Source organism: Flavobacterium faecale (assembly GCF_003076455.1).
Lineage (GTDB): Bacteria > Bacteroidota > Bacteroidia > Flavobacteriales > Flavobacteriaceae > Flavobacterium > Flavobacterium faecale.
On sequence record NZ_CP020918.1, the window covers coordinates 4,209,775 to 4,229,644 of the forward strand.

At 35.6% G+C, this 19,870-nt stretch carries 12 protein-coding genes; all 12 read right to left on the reverse strand.

What is annotated here, in order from left to right; all coding sequences use genetic code 11:
• Positions 1 to 118 precede the first annotated feature (118 nt).
• Positions 119 to 1,240: an alkaline phosphatase gene (locus FFWV33_RS17705; RefSeq protein ID WP_108742126.1), complete on the reverse strand. Its 1,122-nt coding sequence runs from the start codon at positions 1,238 to 1,240 to the stop codon at positions 119 to 121.
• Positions 1,241 to 1,666: 426 nt separating this feature from the next.
• On the reverse strand, positions 1,667 to 2,686 hold the full coding sequence (locus FFWV33_RS17710) for a glycoside hydrolase family 43 protein (protein ID WP_108742127.1): 1,020 nt from the start codon (positions 2,684 to 2,686) through the stop codon (positions 1,667 to 1,669).
• A 6-nt stretch (positions 2,687 to 2,692) separates the two neighbouring features.
• Positions 2,693 to 4,168: an MFS transporter gene (locus FFWV33_RS17715; protein ID WP_108742128.1), complete on the reverse strand. Its 1,476-nt coding sequence runs from the start codon at positions 4,166 to 4,168 to the stop codon at positions 2,693 to 2,695.
• 42 nt (positions 4,169 to 4,210) lie between these two features.
• Positions 4,211 to 5,218 (reverse strand): Kelch repeat-containing protein, encoded by a 1,008-nt coding sequence (locus FFWV33_RS17720; protein ID WP_108742129.1) that lies wholly within the window; start codon positions 5,216 to 5,218, stop codon positions 4,211 to 4,213.
• Between the two features lie 185 nt (positions 5,219 to 5,403).
• Entirely contained in the window at positions 5,404 to 6,525 is a 1,122-nt protein-coding gene (locus tag FFWV33_RS17725; protein WP_108742130.1) for an endo-1,4-beta-xylanase, read from the reverse strand.
• Positions 6,526 to 6,563: 38 nt separating this feature from the next.
• Complete coding sequence (locus FFWV33_RS17730; protein ID WP_108742131.1) at positions 6,564 to 8,204, reverse strand: glycoside hydrolase family 43 protein; 1,641 nt, start codon at positions 8,202 to 8,204, stop codon at positions 6,564 to 6,566.
• Positions 8,201 to 9,316: a hypothetical protein gene (locus FFWV33_RS17735; protein ID WP_108742132.1), complete on the reverse strand. Its 1,116-nt coding sequence runs from the start codon at positions 9,314 to 9,316 to the stop codon at positions 8,201 to 8,203. The genes FFWV33_RS17730 and FFWV33_RS17735 overlap by 4 nt, the downstream gene beginning before the upstream one ends.
• A 10-nt stretch (positions 9,317 to 9,326) precedes the next feature.
• Complete coding sequence (locus tag FFWV33_RS17740; protein ID WP_108742133.1) at positions 9,327 to 11,954, reverse strand: glycoside hydrolase family 3 protein; 2,628 nt, start codon at positions 11,952 to 11,954, stop codon at positions 9,327 to 9,329.
• Between the two features lie 568 nt (positions 11,955 to 12,522).
• Complete coding sequence (locus tag FFWV33_RS17745; RefSeq protein WP_245891571.1) at positions 12,523 to 13,872, reverse strand: endo-1,4-beta-xylanase; 1,350 nt, start codon at positions 13,870 to 13,872, stop codon at positions 12,523 to 12,525.
• Between the two features lie 79 nt (positions 13,873 to 13,951).
• Positions 13,952 to 15,118 (reverse strand): IPT/TIG domain-containing protein, encoded by a 1,167-nt coding sequence (locus FFWV33_RS17750; protein WP_108742134.1) that lies wholly within the window; start codon positions 15,116 to 15,118, stop codon positions 13,952 to 13,954.
• An 18-nt stretch (positions 15,119 to 15,136) separates the two neighbouring features.
• Positions 15,137 to 16,669, reverse strand: a complete 1,533-nt coding sequence (locus FFWV33_RS17755; protein ID WP_108742135.1) for a RagB/SusD family nutrient uptake outer membrane protein — start codon at positions 16,667 to 16,669, stop codon at positions 15,137 to 15,139.
• A gap of 12 nt (positions 16,670 to 16,681) precedes the next feature.
• On the reverse strand, positions 16,682 to 19,813 hold the full coding sequence (locus tag FFWV33_RS17760) for a SusC/RagA family TonB-linked outer membrane protein (protein ID WP_108742136.1): 3,132 nt from the start codon (positions 19,811 to 19,813) through the stop codon (positions 16,682 to 16,684).
• Positions 19,814 to 19,870 lie beyond the last annotated feature (57 nt).

Below are 19,870 nucleotides of genomic sequence, written 5' to 3' on the forward strand. Positions count from 1 at the left end.
TTATGTGTTTTCGAAATTAATCCTTGTGAACATTTTATTAAACAAAATTGCTTAATGAATAATAAGAATTCAAGCGTATGTCTATTATGCCGACTAAATTATAACTGGTATTATTAGTTTACTTTTTAGAATCCCAACCTGTAAGTTTTACTATTTTCGAAAAAATTTCATTGTTTTCATAAATACCATTAAACTCTTCTGATCCTGGTCCAAAAGCAAAAACAGGAATTAAAGTAGCAGAGTGTCCGCCTGTAGAAAATGAAGTTCCTACCTTGCTATAATCATCATATTCCGTTCCGTCTGCTTTCTTTTTTCTTTTTGCAGATAGTGTGAAACCACCTGTTTCATGGTCAGAAGTTACCACCACTAAAGTATTACCCTCTTTCTCGGCGTAATCCAATACTTTACCAATTAGATTGTCAAAGTCTAATAATTCGGCAATTAAATAAGGAGCATCGTTATCGTGCCCGCCCCAATCAATTTGAGAACCTTCTGTCATTATAAAAAAGGGTGCATTGTCTTTACTTAAAAATTGGATTCCCAATTCGGTTGCATCCGAAAGAAAATCACCTCTACATTGAGACATTTTAGGCATCTGATCTTTTGCTAAAAGAAAACCCGCTTTTTGGCTTGATTTAATTTGAGCAAATTTCCCTAAAGCCGTCGTGTCAATTTTATAGTTTAGTGCTGTTAATTCAGTGACTAAATTTCGTTTGTCTTTTCGCTTTGTGAAATATTTCAATCCTCCAGCAGCAAAAAAGTCGACTTTACCACCTAATAAGTCTACTGCTATTTCGTCCCCCATACCGCGATTAATTTGGTGACCAAAAAAACTTCCGGGTGTTGCATGCGTAATTGCCGAAGACGCTATTAAACCCGTCTTCACATTTTTTGACGAAGCCAATTCAACAATTGTTTGTACTGCTGTAGAATCATTTGCAACTCCTATCGCGCTATTAAAAGTTTTGACACCACAGCTAAATGCAGTTGCACCTGCGGCCGAATCGGTTATATCCTGACCTGCAGAAGATGTTTTTATCAGTCCAATATTTTTAAATCGAGTATAATTGGGTTTTGAATCTTTGAAGAAAAATGCGGACGAAATTTGCGACAATCCTGTTCCGTCACTAATTAGCAGAATTACATTTTTGGGTTTTGGAGACTGCGTAGTTTTTTTGGTAGTGGAGCAAGAAAATAGTGTAAATGCTATAAAAACTGCCGAGATATTTTTATAATTCATAACGTTGTAATTATTATGGTTAGTACTCCTTTTAATAACTATTCAAGTTATAGTAGCTTTCATATAAGCCAAAACAGTAGTTGTTTTTGGCTACGAATTACATAAATTAGTCCCAATTATTGAGGATCTAAATTACAAATACACTAATTTTTTAGTAATTTTATGATTTGTGAAATTGTATACTTCCCCAAATTTATGTAGTTGCTTATCCTCATCGCTTTCGCAAGGATCTTGGTTGTTTTATTTTTAAAAACTCATGGGTTTACCCTCAGCTTTCGTATTAAAAACTGTCAGTATTGCTGAATTAAAACCCAACGCATACTGACAGTACCAACCAAATTGTTTTATTCGAACCAAAAGATGCGTACAGCAAATAGGCTCAAAAAATTGATCAACTTAAAAAGTTGAGACATTCGTATTTACTTTTTATTCCAAATACGGATCTAACGTCTGGATTTTACCATTTTCATCATAAGTGATTTCCGCTACTTTTACCGATCTTAAGTGGGTAACTCCTTCAGACAAACTAGAATCATGGTAGAACAAATACCATTTATTTTCGAACTCACAAATAGAATGGTGTGAAGTCCAACCAATTACTGGATTTAAAATACGACCTTGATATGTAAACGGCCCGTAAGGATTGTCTCCCGTAGCGTAGCAGATAAAATGTGTATCTCCTGTTGAATAAGAGAAATAATATTTACCATTATATTTGTGCATCCACGAAGCTTCAAAAAAGCGACGGTCGTTGTCACCAGCTAAAAGCGGTTTTCCGTTTTCATCCAAGATTACGAGCTCCTTTACCGATTCGTCAAAACTTTTCATGTCAGATGAAAGCTTTGCCATAATTGGATTTAGAGCCAACTCATTTCCTACTGGTTCTTTGTGGTTTACATCATAACTATTGTTTCTATAGTTTTGCAACTGACCACCCCAAATTCCACCAAAATACATATAATAACTACCGTCATCATCACAAAAAACAGCTGGATCGATAGAGTAACTACCTTCAATCGCTTCTGGTTCAGCAATAAATGGCCCTACTGGAGAATCGCTAATCGCAACACCAATCTGGAAAATTCCGTTGGCTCTTTTGGCTGGGAAATACAAATAATACTTTCCATTTTTAGTAGCAGCATCAGGCGCCCACATTTGTCTTTCGGCCCACGGCACATCTTTTACGTGTAGTGCTAATCCGTTATCTTTTGCTTCACCTGTTGGGCTATCCATAGAAATAACGTGGTAATCTTCCATCCCAAAATGGTCTCCATTGTCATTAAACGGAATTCCCGCTTCGATGTCATGAGAAGGATAAATGTATATTTTTCCGTTAAAAACATGTGCCGAAGGATCTGCGGTGTACATGTGTTTGATTAGCGGTTGTGAAATTGCTTTTTTGTTTATTTCGTCAAAATTGATATGACTGATATTTTCTTCTGGCATAATAATTTAATTTATATTTTTACTTCTTCTTTCTTTTAATTCACTTTCTAGCTGCACTTCCATTTTTTTATCGATCATATAAAAACATACCAAACCGGCACTTGCGATAAAAAATAATCCTGGATAAACACTTACGGCCAATTTAATTCCGTCAATTGCTGATTGTGCTTGGTTCGCTGCTTCGGCTACATAACCGTATCTCGACAATAAAAAAGCACCCAATGCACCACCAATACTCAAACCTACTTTTAGACCAAAAATCATAGCAGAAAAGATGATCGCAGTAGCGCGTCGGTTGTTTTTCCATTCGCTATAATCAGCTACATCAGCAATCATCGCCCATAGTAACGGAATCGTAATTCCGTACAAAAATCCATGTACGATCTGCGTAACAAAAACTAACGTTATAGAGGTAGGCGCATAAAAATTGAACTGCACCAAGCTTAAAGCAGACAAGAATATAAAGGCAATAAAAATGTTTCTTTTTCCAAATTTATCAGCCAATCCTTTTGAAAACATAATTCCGAAAATCATGAACAAAATCCCACCAGAATTAAACAAACTAAAGGCAGATGTAGGTGCATCTTTTGGCCATTGAAACTCGGTAAGTCCCATTCCGATTAATGAATCATTTAATCCAGCAATCATATTATTAAATCCGATATCCTGCAAAAACGTCGCTTGAGCAACAGGATCTAAGTAATATTTAAAGTAATAAATGTACATTCCGCCTTTTAGCGAAAGCGTAACAAAAATCAAAATTGTAACAAAAAGCATGATTACCCAAGGCTTGTTTTTAGACAAATCGAGTAAATCTTGTTTTACTGATGATTCTTGTTCTTTTTTAGGAACAATACGTTCTTTTGTAGTCAAGAATGTGATTATAAAACATATAACCCCCGCAATGGCAAAAATCATCATGGTTGTTTTAAAACCAGCTGCTTTGTCACCATGACCCAATATTAAAACCAAAGGCAACAACAATCCTTGAATGATAAATTGTGCAAACATTACAGCAACAAAACGATACGAAGACAAACTGTTACGTTGTCCCATATCTCCTGTCAAAACCCCGCTTAGAGCTGAATACGGTAAATTATTGGCCGAGTACACTAAAATCAACAAGAAATAAGTCACTAAGGCGTAAATTACTTTTCCGTCTGGACCAAAATCTGGTGTTGAGAAAGCCAAAATAGCGATGATTCCAAATGGCAAAGAAGTCCATAAAATCCAAGGTCTGAATTTTCCCCAACGGGTTCTTGTTCTATCGGCAACTGCACCCATTATAATATTAAAAAAGGCACCAATAAAACCTCCAAAAAAGATAATTGCACTGGCTGTTCCTGCTGGAATCTTATACACATCGGTGTAGAAAAATGCCAAAAAGGTCATCAAAGTTTGGAAAATTAAATTGGCTGCAAAGTCGCCTAAACTGTAACCTACTTTCTCTAAAACCGAAAGTTTTTGGGATGTATTATTCATTTTGTAATTTTATTTATGGTTATTCTTTCTAAACGTTTCCTATTATTTAATCGTTTTATCACTAAAGCGCTCGATCGATTTCAACTCTGGTTCGCCACCTCTTTGGCCACAGCCCGAAGCGATATACAATTCTTTTTTGTACCAAATAAATTGTGTACCATGTCTACCTCGCTCCAAAGAGGGTAGCGTACTCCAAATTCCGGTTTTTGTATCTAAAACTTCAACTTCATTATGTGCTAGTAATTGATCTGCATTTTCACCACCAGTAACTAAAATTTTATCACCAATACAAATTGATGCAATACCAGCACGCTGTGTAGGAACAGGATTGGCAAATGTGCTCCATTGTCCAGTTTTGAAATCAAACATATCCACCTCTGGAATTGTTAATTCAAAAACCTTGTCGATAGCGCCTGATGAAACCCTTCCTCCCAATACATATAATTTTTCTTTACAAACTACTGAGGTAGCATGATCACGAGCTCGAGGTGTATCAGTAAGTTTATCCCATTTTCCTGTTTTGAAATCGTAAACATCAAACCAGCTTACGTGTCCATCCCAGTGACCGTCAATAATACCACCCGAAATATAAAGTTTGTCCTTATAAACATTGGTGGTTGTAGAGGATCTTAATCTATTCTCTGGCATCGAAAACCCTTTTTCCCAACTGTCCTTTGCAGGATCATAAACATAAGCCGTAGCTACTGGCGTTTCGTGTGGGAATTGCCCCGTAGCAGCGCCAACGATATAAATTTTCCCTTTATAAGAAAAACTTTGAAAATGGTGCAATTCAATTGGCGGTTTGGCACCTGAGGTCCATGTATTTGTTTCAGGATTAAAAATGGACACTTCCTGAATACGTCGACCGCCAAGCAGATAAAATTTACCGCCAACTTCAGCAAATGCTGCTTCATGTCGTGCTGCAGGTTCTCCTGTACAGGCCAAGGTTTCCCATTTATAATTATCGAAAGATTGTGCAATTCCTTGTTGACAAAATAAAGTGAACAACGATAAAACCAATATTTTCGAAAGTCTAGAAAGTCGTATCATAATCTCTTTTAATTTTATTTAATTTGATTGTTAGCTTTACATACTAGAAAAAAAATTACACGCAGATTAGACAGGTTAATTACAGTTAATCAATTTTAAATCTGCGTGCTTTTTTAATTTTAGTACAAGTAACAAATAGTCCCATAATTTTAAGGCAGTTTGCACTACTACTAGTTACAATCGCTCTATTTTTTCTTCAAAGCCATTACTTGATCGTATGCTTTGTTGGTCTTATTATTTCGATCGAAAAGCAATGGATAGTTTGTTCTGTTTTTGATAGGCCAATTGTTTAACCACGACTGACTGTCATTTACTCCCCAGAAAGTAACACGACTAATTTTGTCTTTATGCTTCAAGAAAACTTTGAATAAATCTTCATATCGTTGCGCAAGTTTCACTTGGATACTGTCTGGAACTCCATTAGTGTATGGATTCATTTTGGCATCTTCTTCAAAATTCTGATCTACATTGGCACCTACTAACTTCTCCGGAACTGGTAAAACAGATATATCTAGTTCCGTAATCATCACTTTCAATCCTAATTTAGAATAAGCAATTATACTTTCTTCAATATCTTTTAATGGCAAACCATCAAGGCTCCAGTGCCCTTGAATTCCAACTCCGTCAATGCGAGCACCACTATCTTTTATTTTCTTTAATAATCGAATAGCACCTTGTCTTTTTACCGGTTGCTCGATATTAAAATCATTATAATACAATTCCGTATTTGGAGCTGCTTTTTCGGCTAATTTGAAAGCGGTTACTAAGAAATCATCGCCTAATTTTTCGAAAAATATAGATTTTCTATATGTTCCATCTTCGTTTAAAGCCTCGTTAACAACATCCCATCCATCAATTTTACCTTTGTATCTTCCGGCAACAGTACTAATGTGATTTTGCATAAACATGCTCAATGAATCTTTGCTTTTTATTGCAAGTACAAAGGGAGACAATTGCTCATGCCAAATAAGTGCATGACCTACAACAAACATGTTATTCTTTTTTCCATATGCCACATATTTGTCAGCTACATCAAAAGTGTACTCATCCCATTTTGGATGAATCATTTCGCATTTCAAATTATTCTCTGGAGAGATAGCACTAAATTGTGATTTGATCAAGTTATTTACATCAGCATCTTTTTCATTGATTTGGTCCGCACTAAGAGCGGTACCTATGTAAAAATCTTGTTTATAGGCGCTTTTTAATGTTGGTGCAGTACTTACAGCTTCCTTTTTAGCCTGACAACTCATCATTAAAACCCCTGCCAATATAATTGTAGCCGTTTTGCTATTTATTATTTTCATATTTTGTTTTTTAAATCAATTTTTATATTAACTATATCTTACTTTGTGTTCGAATTTTTGAACCAATTAAATTGGGCTTGATTAGCGCTTTCTTGTCCCATTGATGTGGTGTACATGGCATAAAATGCACCTACAAAACCACCGCCAACTTGCGTACTTAAAAATTTGGCATCCACTTGATCTGCCAGCGTAATCCATTTTTTATTATCGAATGAATATTCGAAACTATAAACCGGTCCATTGGCAACTATCTTCAAAAATAATTTTTCCTTACTATCAATTGTAACCGATTTGATTTCATCAACGGCTTCTCCATTGGATTTGTACAGTTGCACTACGTTTTTATCATTCTTTACCGACTGGCAGAAATAATAAAAATGAGATTCATTTTGGAAAGCAAGTAATCCTGATTTTTCATTTTCTTTCTTAGTCGAAAACTCCATTTCGGTGCTTACTTCGCCTACTAGATGTTGTTGTCTAAAGCCTATGAAACTAGGATTTCCAGTTCCCGAAACTGTTTCTGGTCTTGTTTTTAAAGTAAGAGCGCCTTTTTTAGAATCTAAAGAATACCATTTTTCATGTGGTGTTCTTAAAAACATCCATTGATAATCTAAAGACGTTCCATTAAATTCATCTACAAACAGATCGCGATTGCTTTTGATTGCTGTAGCAGGTTTCGTTTTTAGAGTGTAATTCTTTTTAACGACTTCACCTTCTAAGTTAATTTTTGGCCAACCCATTTCCCAAGATACAGGCGCCATAAATGTTTCTCTTCCGGTATTAAAAAATCCTCCCTCATATGGACGACAACCAAGGAAAACCGCATACCAATTGCCATTAGCGTCTTCAACAAAATCAGCATGACCTGTTGATGTTACAGGATCTTTGCGATTAGGATCTAAATTTCGTTGTGTCAAAATTGGATTTTGAGCATAAGATTCATACGGACCTAAAACATTTTTACTTCTAAAAACTACTTCCGAATGGTTAACGTCCGTTCCGCCTTCAGCAGCGATTAAATAATAAAAACCATCCTTTTTAAAAAGATGAGGGCCTTCAATCCAAACTGGTTTTTGACTTATATCAGCTCCTCCATTAACAATAATTTCAGGACTGCTGATTACTTTATTTGTGGCAACATCAAATTCCACTATTTTTATCGAGCGATGCCCGTCATAAACGTAAACCTTATTTGGAGGATCACTGTTGTAAATGATGTACCCACGATTTGTATCGTCAAAAAATAAGGAAGGATCAATCCCTTCGACTTCTGGAAGCCAAATGGGATCACTCCAGCCTTTGGATAAATCTGTAGTCGTAATCACAAAATTATTTCCGTTATCAATTAAAGTACAAGTGATGTAAAAAGTCCCGTTGTTGTAGCGGATCGCTGGCGCAAACAAACCTCTTGAGATTCCTAAACCATCTAGATTTAATTGCGTAGTTCTGTCCATTGCATTTCCTATTTGTTCCCAATGCGCCAGATCTTTCGAATGAAAAATAGGCAGTCCCGGGAAATAAGAAAAGGTAGAATTGACCAAATAGTAATCCTCTCCCACTCTGCAAATACTTGGATCTGGATAAAACCCTTTTAGAATAGGATTTTGAACCACCGTCGTATTTTGAGCAAGAATTACATTGGTACAAAAAAGAACTAATACAATTAAATATTTTTTCATTCTGCGCTATTTACAATGATTTTCACGTACTCAAAAAATGCTTTCTTTCGAACTGAACTCACTTTCCAATCTACAGGTACACTTTGAAATCCTTCTTCAATATTTGTTTCTCCTTCTCTTCTAAAATCAAAGAAACCCCAGGAAGCTTTGTTCTCGATTGCTGTTTTGAAATTGTTTTCCTCTTTATCAAATTCATAATGGTCATCTTCATTAAAAACAAGAGGTTTTAAACTGTAACCTGGTACTTGTTTCGTTTTTTCGATCATTGTTGCCACCCCTTTTGGAACTTCAACAGCGTTCGCATGAAGTAGAATATAATCAGACGCTTCTATCACACTAGAAGTTGGAATCGAAGCACCTTGAAAACTTGTGGATACTAAATACCTAAAGTTTCCTCTTTTGTTATTTTTTACTCTATTAATCAATGTCGCCATACCACTTTCCGTTAAGATTTTGTGGTCGTAATACGGTAAATCACATTCATTCACAACTTCGATAAGGATGTTTTTATAGCCCGTATCATGAAGTCCGTTTATTGTATTGTCCACAGCATTGATTACTGCTTTTTCATCTGCTAAAAGTTGGTCTTGTCCAAAATAAAATAATCCTATCATTACGACCATTTCTAACTCATCGGCCTTTTTAAGCACTTTTGTCAATCGATTCCAGTAGGCTGGTTTAATCGAACCATCTGCAGTAAAAGCCGAGTTGATCCAATTTTTATTACCATACCCTGTTGGACTACCACCTTGTAAATTCACGGTAATCGCGTTTAATCCATACGATTTCCATTCTGACATGGCAGCAACAAACTCGTCTGTATTGCGATCGGCACTCCATTTTTGAGTGTCGGGATATTTCCATAAAACAGCTGTTTCTGGATTCTCATCATCAAAAGTCGCTTGCACCATTCTGGAATTAAACAACAATCCTTCGATAGGTTTACCTTTCCAAGTTTTGCCCTTATTGATTATTTTACCGTTGATTAAAAAATTATCTTTTTCGATAGAAACAACGGTATGCGCTTTAGTTTTTTTAGTACTAACTTGACCATTGGTCGCTATACTATAAAGAAATAATGCCGTAATTGATAGACTATAAACTATTTTCATAATGTTTTAATTAAATTTTGAATGGGTTTCCTTTTAAAGTAACTGTGCTAACAACCACATTGGCTTCTTTTACTCTTTCCTCATTTGGTTGTGCTCCTCCTACAGAAAAAGTGTAATCGCCTGGACTTACTTCCATTTTTACATCAGCATTGATTTGTGCCAATTGTTTTGGTTGCACTTTAAACGAAATAGTCTTTGTTTCACCTGCTTTTAGAAAAGTTCTTTCAAAACCAACCAATGTTCTTATGGTATTTTGAAAATCGTCTTTGGCACTTTTCATATACAATTCCGTTACTTCGTCACCATCTACTTTTCCGGTATTAGTAACATCAACTGAAAGTAGAATTTCTTTGTTGGTTGCTTGTTTTTTGTCTAAAACCAAATTGCTGTATTTAAAGGTGGTATAACTCAACCCAAAACCAAATTCATACAAGGGTTTTCCTTGAAAATAACGATAGGTTTTGCCTTTCATGTTGTAATCATCAAAAGCTGGAATATCATTAATGTCTTTATAAAAAGTAAGAGGCAAACGTCCTGATGGATTGTAATCACCAAATAAAATATCGGCAATTGCAGTTCCTCCCGCTTGTCCAGGATACCAAGCTTCTAGAATTGCTGAAATATTATCGTTTTCCCAATTGATGGCAAGCGCACTACCATTTAGCAAAACCAAAACCATTGGTTTCCCTAGTGTGCTTATTTTTTTCATCAAATTAGTTTGAGAAGCTGGTAGTTTGATATCTACACGATCACCACCTGCAAAACCGTCTACTTTCACTTTCATTTCCTCTCCTTCTAAAAGCGGACTCAACCCCATACAAAAAACGACAACATCAGATGCTTCAGCCAACGCCATTGCTTCTTTTTCAAGATTTTCATTAGGCGCTTCCCATAAAAAACGCATTATAGCATGCTCTGAATTATCTTGTTTGTACTCTAATTTAATTTTATAGGCTTTGTTTGCTTCTAAATCTAAATACTCGTATTCTGTTTTAGGCTCGTAAACATTGTCACTTTCGACAATTAATTTGTCATCAACATACAATTTCATTCCAGAATAAGATTGTCCTCCTATCGCATAGCGACCTGATTTTGGAACCGAAAGATAGCCCGTCCAGCGAACTGAATATTTATCGTACGTCATTTCTGGAAATGGCGGTGTTGTTGCCCATAAAAAGTCAACGTTTTTATCGATTTGTTTGTGTGATGGGTTTCCTTTTAAAGTGGTATTCGAAAAATACTCGGCTTTCAAACCTTTATTTTTCAATTTGCTATCGGTATATAAAACAGCCTTAGGAACCGCTTCTAAAATTGGCAAACCATCTGCAAGTCTACATCCTTGTGCAAAACTCACATTGGCATTGGGTAGTTTGTTTTTAATCCCTTGTAAAGGTGTGATTGGTTGTGATGGAAAACCGTTGTAGTTCCCAAGCAAAACGTCTGCATCGTTTGCATTTGGACCAATAACCGCTACTTTTTTCAAGTTTTTGCTTAATGGCAGTAGATTATTATTTTTTAATAAAACCATTGATTTTGTAGCCGATTGCAACGCTAGTAATCGGTGTACTTCTGAATCTACTACTGAATATGGAATATCTTCATACTTCACATCGCCTTTTGGTGCAAACAAGCCAAGTTTTAAACGAGCTTCTACCAATCTTTCTACAGAAACGGTTAGTTCAGCTTCAGAAATCAAACCTTGTTCTACGGCTTTCACCAATGAAGGGTAAGAATCACCACAATTTAAGTCGGTTCCCGCTTGTACGGCCATTGCAGATGCTTGTTCCTTAGTTTGTACTACTTCATGAGCTCCTTTGTTATAGAAATCAGTCACTGCCCAACAGTCAGACACGATATATCCTTTGAAACCCCAATCTTTTCTCAATAAATCACTTAATTGTTTGTTCCCGCAACAAGGCACACCTTTGAAACTATTGTAAGCGCACATTACAGAATACACGCCCGATTCCTTCACCACTTTTTCGAATTGTGGACTGTAAGTATTCAACATATCAAAATCGGATGGGTCTACATTAAAACTATGACGACTCGCTTCTGGTCCGCTGTGTACCACAAAATGTTTGGCAGTTGCGATCAGTTTGTAATATTTTGGATCGTTCCCTTGTAAACCTTTTATAAATTGTACCCCAAGTTCTCCCGTTAAATAAGGATCTTCCCCATAGGTTTCCATTCCGCGACCCCATCTTGGATCTCTAAAAATATTGATATTCGGTGTCCAGAAAGTTAATCCTTGGTGAATACCTCTTTTATTTTTTGATACAAAATCATGATGTTTGGCTCTCGCTTCATCTGAGATTGCATTGGCATTTTCGAACATTTGCTTTCTATCAAACATAGCACTCATTCCGATTCCTTGCGGAAAAACAGTGGCGATTCCTGCACGAGCTACTCCGTGTAAACATTCGTTCCACCAGTTCATTTCAGGAATTTCTAATCTATCTATTGCAGCAGAGTTGTAGGTCATTTGAGAAACCTTCTCTTCCAATGTCATTTTCGAAACCAAAAAAGAAGCGCGTTCTTCAAAAGTTTTTGAGGCATCTTTGTGTACTGCTACCTGTGCACCACAAGTTGTGATGGCAAGTAAAAAGAAAAGACATATCTGTTTAAATGGAGACATATTGTATTTTTTAATTTATAATTGAGTAAATCTTGTTCGACTATTTGGAGCTGTTTTTATTTCGAAAACAGTCCGTTTTTTTTAGGATATAAAACTGAATTTTCAAGACAATTTTGAACTTACTATTCTTAAATTATTAGCTGTTATAAAACCGACTAGTAATTGTAAAAACTGTTTGGTAAAAGTAGTAGGATGTTGCGTGGTCGAATGGTAAAATTGAAGCTATAAATAATACAAATCGTGCGTAATTCACTATTTGAAGCCCTTCGTGAGTGGTAGCAATACAAAAATGTAAATTTTGACCAAGATTACAAGCATTGCATATAGTACCAATAAAGTTCATTATTATTTAGATAATCGTAAAAAAAACTACTTATTAATATTGATATTCATTTTAAAAAAGCTGTAATAAACGTGACCAAATGCACTCTAATGTATCGTTTTACTATTACTTTAAAATAGAATATAAAAAAAACGGACTCATTCAAACAAGGCACAATTTCGATGATAATTTATCAGTGAAAAAATGACTTGAATGTATGAATCCGTAATCTATATAGTGCTTAGACTATTTTAATCCTTCAAGGAAACCAGTATGTGCTTTTTTTGCACTGTAGTCTTCATTGTACATCAAAGGCCAGTCAATATGTCCCCAAAATGATAGTAACCAAGACTCACTATCTCTCATTCCCCAAACGGTAAGTGCATACTGATTGGCTGCAGGAATAGCATTGAAAATTTTCACTACTTCTTTGTACTTGTTTTTTTGAGAAATGGCTCTTTCAGGTGTCAAAGCAGTTAAATCATTGTCTGGATTTGCTTGAATATCTAATTCAGAGAAATGCATTAACAACTTTCTAGAAACCGTTCCATCTACTACCGCTTGAATTTCTGATGCAGCAGGGCCTTTGTAACTAATGTGCATTTGTGCTCCTAGACCATCAATAAGGTTATCTTTTTTCAAATCATCAGCAATTTTAAAGATTGCAGCTCTTTTGGTAGCAGAAGATGCGAAGTTGTAATCATTATAGAACAACTTACATGCAGGATCTGCATCTCTAGCCCATTGGTAACATTTTTTGATATAATCATCTCCCATTTTTTGTTTGAAGATAGAATTTCGCAATGGGTTACCACTACCATCATCAACAGCTTCATTTACAACGTCCCAAGATTTAATTTTCCCTTTGTAACGTGTTACTACGGTAGTAATATAATCTTTGACCATAGCCTCAAACTCAGCATTAGTCCCTACAAAATTAGTCACCCAACTAGGAACTGAATTATGCCAGATTAAAGCGTGTCCGTGAAGGTTTAATTTATTGTCTGTAGCATAGTTCACAATTTTATCCACAGCTGTAAAGTCATACGTTCCCTTACTTGGATACATTTTATCCATTTTCATTTCGTACTCAGAGGTAATATTATCAAATTCTCTTAAGATAATGTCTGAAGTAATTCCCGTCAGTCTGTTTGATCTTACAATCATACCTACATTAAAATTAGCTGCTGATTTTAGCGCCGTTGTAGGTTCAGGTCCCGTACTTATGATTTCTGCAGCAACTGCGTTTGAAAACACCGAAATCGACTCACCACGTACGGCTCTTACTCTATAATAATAAGTGATACCTGCAGTTAATCCAGATACATTTAACGTTAGAGCAGTTACTGGCAATGCTGTATAATTTGGTAAAAGAGTAGAAAAGTCAGCCTTTGTGGCTACATCTACCAGATACTTATCGGCGCGATATACTCGTGTCCAGTTGGCAGTAAAGCCATCATTGGTCAAATTTACTGCACCATATGCAGAAGGTACACCGGCGGTCACCTCTACGGCATCATCACTCTTTGAACAGCTTAGCACAAATAAACTAATGCAGAGTATCCATAAAGCTTGTCTTATTTTTATTTTTTTCATTTTCTTATTTTTTTATAAAAAGGTTGCCAAAAGATTGCAGCAACCTTCTAATTTCTAACACTATTTATTCGAAATTTAATTAACGTAATATCTTAAATTTAATGTTGTCAAATTGTACTTTAGAAGGGGTAACTGTTCCTCCATTTTGATCTATCGTCATTTTAACTTGATTGATTTTTGATGGGTTTACGACTCCTTGCGTAAAATTTGACGAGTTGTAATTAGCTCCAAAATTTGACGTTTTAGCCTCAATTGTTTGCCATCCTGTAGTGGCAATTGTATAAGAATAGGCCCAGTTCCCTCCATCGGTGTCCACAATAAGCAACGTGATTTTGGTTCCTACAGCCCCACCGCTATTTACATCGATTAGGTAAGATACTTTTGTAGGATCGGTTACAGTAGCAGCCATAAACGGACTTCCTCCATCAGATTGGCTTCCGTTGTATCCGTTTACTTTTGAACCCGTCCAAGTTAATTCGGCATAGTTCCCCACAGTACCTCCTACTGAAGAATAAGAAAGTGTAGCTGCATCACCATATTTAACCCAGTTGTTGCTTGTACGCAAACCACCGCCATCAAAATCAGCTACTTTGACTACATCAAATCCTTGATCAATATCCAAGAATCGTTTTACTGTTCCTCCAGGAGTTGTAATTTCGACATCACCTCCAGAAGTTGCATTTGCTGGTACAACAAAAGTTAAAGAAGTAGACGAAATACGGGTAAACGTAACTGCCGCACCTGCGAACTTAACAGAAGAAATGTTGAAAAACCAACTTCCATTTACCGTTACCGTCGTTCCCACTTTTGGGATAATTGGTTCAAATTTTTCAGAAATCGTAACCTTTGGCTGTAATATTTCGAAACTAGAAACGATTACTTCACCGTTTGATTTGGTGATTTTCAGCTCCTGAACGCCAAATCGGCTTCCTTTTTTATCATCAAAAAACACATTAAAGAATAATGCTTTATCAGAGTTCATTGCAGGATTGAAAATAACATTCACTAGGTTATCTAATACAACGCTTTTTACATTGGTCAATTGAGATCCCTCAATCTTTACCAAATCTCCAGGAAAACCTTTATCCTTATTTTCAGTTGGTGGAGAGGTTGTATTGTCTAAACTATACACCCCTTCCAACATTGCTGCAGCACCAGAATCATTGTCGTTTGAACATGATGATAGCACTAAGCAAACAATCAGGAATCCTAGTATATATCTACTATTTTTTATTATTTTTCTCATTGTTTTATATTTTAAAAATTAAAATTGAAAAGGAACTGGAGTCTCTCTAAGAAGTGGATTTGCATCTAATTCCGAAGCAGGGATCTGGATCACAAAAGAACTTGCAGTTGGTGTCACTTTTTTAGAATTTACTTGTAACAAAGAAATATTACTGTAAGTTCCTCTTTCTTGATTTGAAATGATATTTATAGCTTCCGCTCTATCTCTTCTCACTAAGTCAAACCAATAATCTCCTTCCATAACCAACTCGATTCTTCTTTCTTTAAAAATATCATTTTTTGTAATACTTGTTTTCGAAGGTAATCCTGCTCTAGTTCTAACTTTATTGAAAGATAGTAAAGCATCTGCAGATGATGTAGAAGCTGAAGTTCCTAAAATTGCTTCAGCATTAATTAGCAATACTTCGGCATAGCGCAACATTGTTGTATTTTGACCCGTTTGCTGCGGACAATTGTTAGCAAATTCAACAGTCGATCCGATAACATATTTTCTAAAACCTAAAGACCCACCAAAACCACTTGGTCCTACTGTGTAACCTCCTGATTTTGTAACCAATTCAGGATAGAAATCTCCAGGCAACATGATAGTAGCTTTTCTTCTTTTGTCATTTGCTTCATAAGCATTACGTAAATCAATACTAGGTAAAAAAGTTTTCCAACCCGTATAATCTCCTGTAATTGTTCCCGTTGGAGTAATATAAGCTTGAGCCGAATTACCGTATCCGTAGCCTTTACAGCCTACCCATTGCAAAGAAAAAATAGATTCTCTACTATTGTTGTTTGTTGGACTATTGAACATTAATCCATAATCGTCAATTAGAGAATAATCAAGACTTTTTATAACATTGTCAGAATAGATTTTAGCATTCGGATAATCTTTTAATGTAATGTACACTTTAGACAACATTCCGTCGCAAGCACTTTTTATTACTCTACCTTTTTCAGTAGTACTACCACCTGTTGCAAGAGGTAAACGCTTGTAAGCTTCTTTGTAATCGTTGATAATAAACTTGTATACATCGTCTACATTATTTCTATAGGTAGGAACTTTATCTGTGTATTGCTCAATTTTGTTTAAAATTGGAACAGCACCAAAGAGTCTAACCAAATAAAAGTAAGCTGTAGCTCTCATAAAATAAGCCTCCCCTTTTACTCTTTCAACCACTTCGGGAGTAGTTGCTGGTCCTGCATTTTTTTCTAAGTTATACAAAAGCGTATTTGATTGCGCTACAACATCAAACAATGATTGCCAGCCTTCAAAAACAAACTGATTATTTGCAGCTACTGCAAAGTTTTCAAATTGTGCCAAATCAGAATAACCACCTGAGGAGTTACCAGCGTAGGTATCCAATCCGTAAACAAACTTTTCATTAAAGTAGAACCACGGACGACCATATAGCCCAGCACCAGACCCTAAAATTTGCCCATCTGAAGTATAAAAATTATCTAAAACTAACTTATCCTCTGGCGGATTGTCTAAAAATTCTGTTGAGCATGATACTGTAAAAAATACAGCTATCAAAAGCACGAAATATTTAGTTGAATTTTTCATATTATTATTTTTTTAAAAATCTAAGTTTAAACCTAATGTAAACACTCTAGCGACTGGGTAACGACCATTATCAACACCTGATAATAAGGCATCTTGACTAAATGATCCTACTGCAGGATCCAATCCAGAATACTTTGTGATTGTGAACAAATTTTGTCCTGTCATGTACACTCTTAATTTACTGAAGAATTTAGTTCTGCTAATAACGCTCTCAGGTAGTGTGTACCCTACAGTAAGATTTTGAAGTCTCAAATAAGATCCATCCTCAACAAAACGATCAGAAACTCTACCGTTCCCATTAGGATCTCCATTCACGTATCGTGGTATGTTTGTGTTCTCGTTTACACCAGCAATAAAACGATTGTTCACTGCAGTACTTTGGTTTGCATATGGTCCACCTGTACCTCCCAAACTTTCAGTAAGTTTTCTGGTCCAGTTATAAATTTTATTCCCTTGAGTTCCAAGAAAAACAATAGACATATCAAGATTTTTGTATGAGATATTATTGATTACACTATAGGTAAACTTTGGAATTGGGCTACCGATATTCGTTCTGTCGCCAGCATCAATTTTTCCATTACCATTGATATCTTTAAATTTAATATCTCCAATCCAAACTTTTCCATCGGCTCCAACTGCATTATCTGGAGTAGGACTGTCAGCAATATCCTGAGCAGATTTGTATATTCCATCTACTTGATATCCATAAAACTGCCCTACAGGTGACCCTACGCCTGTTCTTGTAAGTGTATTATTAAACTGAAAGTTTCTAAAAATAGCAGAATTACCATCTCCAAACGACGTTAGTTTATTTTTGAATGTTGAGAATATAAAAGATGAATTCCAGTTAAAGTTATCATTAGAGATGTTTCTTGTATTTAAAGTTACATCCCAACCTTTATTTTCGATATCACCAAGGTTAACTACTTTTGCACCAAGACCTAAGTTTCCTTGTTGAGGATTTGTACCTAAGTAAGCTGGCACTGGCTCGCTAAACAAGAAATCACTTGAAACTTTCTTGTAATAATCCACTTCTAAACGGATAGCATCTTTAAAGAATCCCATTTCTATACCAAAGTTTGACGCTTTGGTTGTTTCCCATTGAACCGTTGGATTTTGAATATTTTGCTGTGCAAAACCAGTTCCAAAAGATGTTGGAAAACTCACAATTGAAGCGCCATATTTGTAGCTTCCAATATTTTGGTTTCCTACTTCTCCATAACCTGCTCTGAATTTGGCGTGATTTACTACATCTTTAATTCCTTCGAAAAAAGACTCATTACTAATTACCCAACCTGCAGCAAATGAAGGGAAGTAACCCGTTTTATATCCTTCTCCAAAATTAGAAGAGGAATCAGAACGTAAAGTAGCCGTTAACATATATTTACTGTTGTACGAATAGTTTAAACGAGTAAAATAAGAGTTCAAACTGTTTGTCCCTTTATAATTATCATTTGTTGCAGTTTTAGCATCTCCTAAACCTAGCGTTGTAATGTCATTCGACAAATATCCTGTTCTTGCTCCAGTTAAGCCTTCGTATTTTGACTCTTGAGCTTCTTGACCTAATAAAGCTACTACACTATGTTTACCAAAACTTTTCGAGTATGTAAAGTAATTTTGTATCGTCCAAAAAATACTTTGATTTTGTTGCTTAACAGATGCACTACTCGTAGTTGTTGTACCTATTGTAATATCCGGATAAAATACAGAACCATTTGTTGTATTAAAGTCATATCCTAATACAGATTTAAAAGTCAAATCTTTAGTAAATGAGATTTCGCCAAAAAGGCTTCCTACAATTTTATATTTATCAAGGTTGTTTCCTTTATTGATAGCCGTAGCCACAGGGTTTGATGCAGCTGTATTTCCAAAACCTTCTAAAGGACCACCAAAAGTTCCATCAGAATATCGTACCGGAATATTAGGTGCTTGAGATACAGCAGTACTAATTACACCGTCTTCTGTATCATTGAAGGCGATTTTTTGTTTTGTGTTTGATAAAGTAAGATTGTTACCAATTTTGAACCATTCATTAACCTTAGTATCAATATTCAATCGCATAGAATATCTTTTGAAACCAGAATTGATAACAATACCATCTTGTTCAAAATAATTCATTGATGTATAATATCTTGTATTGTCTTTACCGCCTGAAATAGTCAACTGATGATTTTGCATCTGAGCATTTCTAAAAATTTCTTTTTGCCAGTTCGTTCCTTGTCCTAATATTTCAGGATTTTGAAACTCATAAGGAACTTGTTGTCCTAATTCGTTGCTAACATTTGCTCTGTATTTTGCAAAATCTTGTAAATTAAGAACATCTAAGAATTTAGTAACCTGTTGTACACCTGTATAGGTTTCGTACGAGATTACAGATTTTCCTTTTTTTCCTTTTTTGGTTGTAATCAAAACTACCCCATTAGATCCTCTAGAACCATAAATCGCAGTTGCCGATGCATCTTTAAGAATATCCATAGATTCAATATCTGATGGATTTATTGATGTTAAAGCACTTGACTTTGTTTGTCCGCTTGCCCCACCTAAAGAACTATAACTAAAAGAGTCATTATTATCTCCTCCATTAATAGGTACACCATCAACTACATACAAGGGCTCATTTCCTGATAACGAAGCAATACCACGTATTCTGATAGAAACCCCACCTCCAGGAGTACCTGAGTTTTGAGTAATTGTTACCCCAGAGACTTTACCTTGCAAGGCTTGATCCAATCCTGTAAAAGGTTGATCCTTGATCGATTTAGCACTAACGGTAGAAACAGCTCCTGTTACATCTTTTTTCTTTACAGAACCATAACCAACCACTACAACCTCTTCTAGGTTATTTGTGTCTTCAACAAGACTCACATTTATAGTTTTTTTATTATCTACCGCAACTTCTTTGGAAGTAAAACCTATAAAACTAAAAATAATTCTACCGTTTGCAGGTACTTTATCTAATACAAAAGAACCATCAGAGTTGGTTACAACACCAGTAGGTGTTCCTTTGACTGAAACATTTACACCAGGCAACGGCAATCGAGCCTGATCTGTTACGACCCCTTGAATGGTCTTGGTTTGCGACAGCACCGACTGTGTGCAAATCATTGCCAACGCTATTAGTGCGTATTTTAACTTTATTATCATATTAATTTGGTTTTAACTAGTTCGTTAATTTGTTTTAATTGTCAATTAAAATGCTCA

What these genes read in the sequence shown, in the direction of transcription:
- FFWV33_RS17705 (WP_108742126.1), bottom strand. Translation starts at nt 1,240, where the DNA reads ATGAATTATAAAAATATCTCGGCAGTTTTTATAGCATTTACACTATTT.
- FFWV33_RS17710 (WP_108742127.1), bottom strand. Translation starts at nt 2,686, where the DNA reads ATGCCAGAAGAAAATATCAGTCATATCAATTTTGACGAAATAAACAAA.
- FFWV33_RS17715 (WP_108742128.1), bottom strand. Translation starts at nt 4,168, where the DNA reads ATGAATAATACATCCCAAAAACTTTCGGTTTTAGAGAAAGTAGGTTAC.
- FFWV33_RS17720 (WP_108742129.1), bottom strand. Translation starts at nt 5,218, where the DNA reads ATGATACGACTTTCTAGACTTTCGAAAATATTGGTTTTATCGTTGTTC.
- FFWV33_RS17725 (WP_108742130.1), bottom strand. Translation starts at nt 6,525, where the DNA reads ATGAAAATAATAAATAGCAAAACGGCTACAATTATATTGGCAGGGGTT.
- FFWV33_RS17730 (WP_108742131.1), bottom strand. Translation starts at nt 8,204, where the DNA reads ATGAAAAAATATTTAATTGTATTAGTTCTTTTTTGTACCAATGTAATT.
- FFWV33_RS17735 (WP_108742132.1), bottom strand. Translation starts at nt 9,316, where the DNA reads ATGAAAATAGTTTATAGTCTATCAATTACGGCATTATTTCTTTATAGT.
- FFWV33_RS17740 (WP_108742133.1), bottom strand. Translation starts at nt 11,954, where the DNA reads ATGTCTCCATTTAAACAGATATGTCTTTTCTTTTTACTTGCCATCACA.
- FFWV33_RS17745 (WP_245891571.1), bottom strand. Translation starts at nt 13,872, where the DNA reads ATGAAAAAAATAAAAATAAGACAAGCTTTATGGATACTCTGCATTAGT.
- FFWV33_RS17750 (WP_108742134.1), bottom strand. Translation starts at nt 15,118, where the DNA reads ATGAGAAAAATAATAAAAAATAGTAGATATATACTAGGATTCCTGATT.
- FFWV33_RS17755 (WP_108742135.1), bottom strand. Translation starts at nt 16,669, where the DNA reads ATGAAAAATTCAACTAAATATTTCGTGCTTTTGATAGCTGTATTTTTT.
- FFWV33_RS17760 (WP_108742136.1), bottom strand. Translation starts at nt 19,813, where the DNA reads ATGATAATAAAGTTAAAATACGCACTAATAGCGTTGGCAATGATTTGC.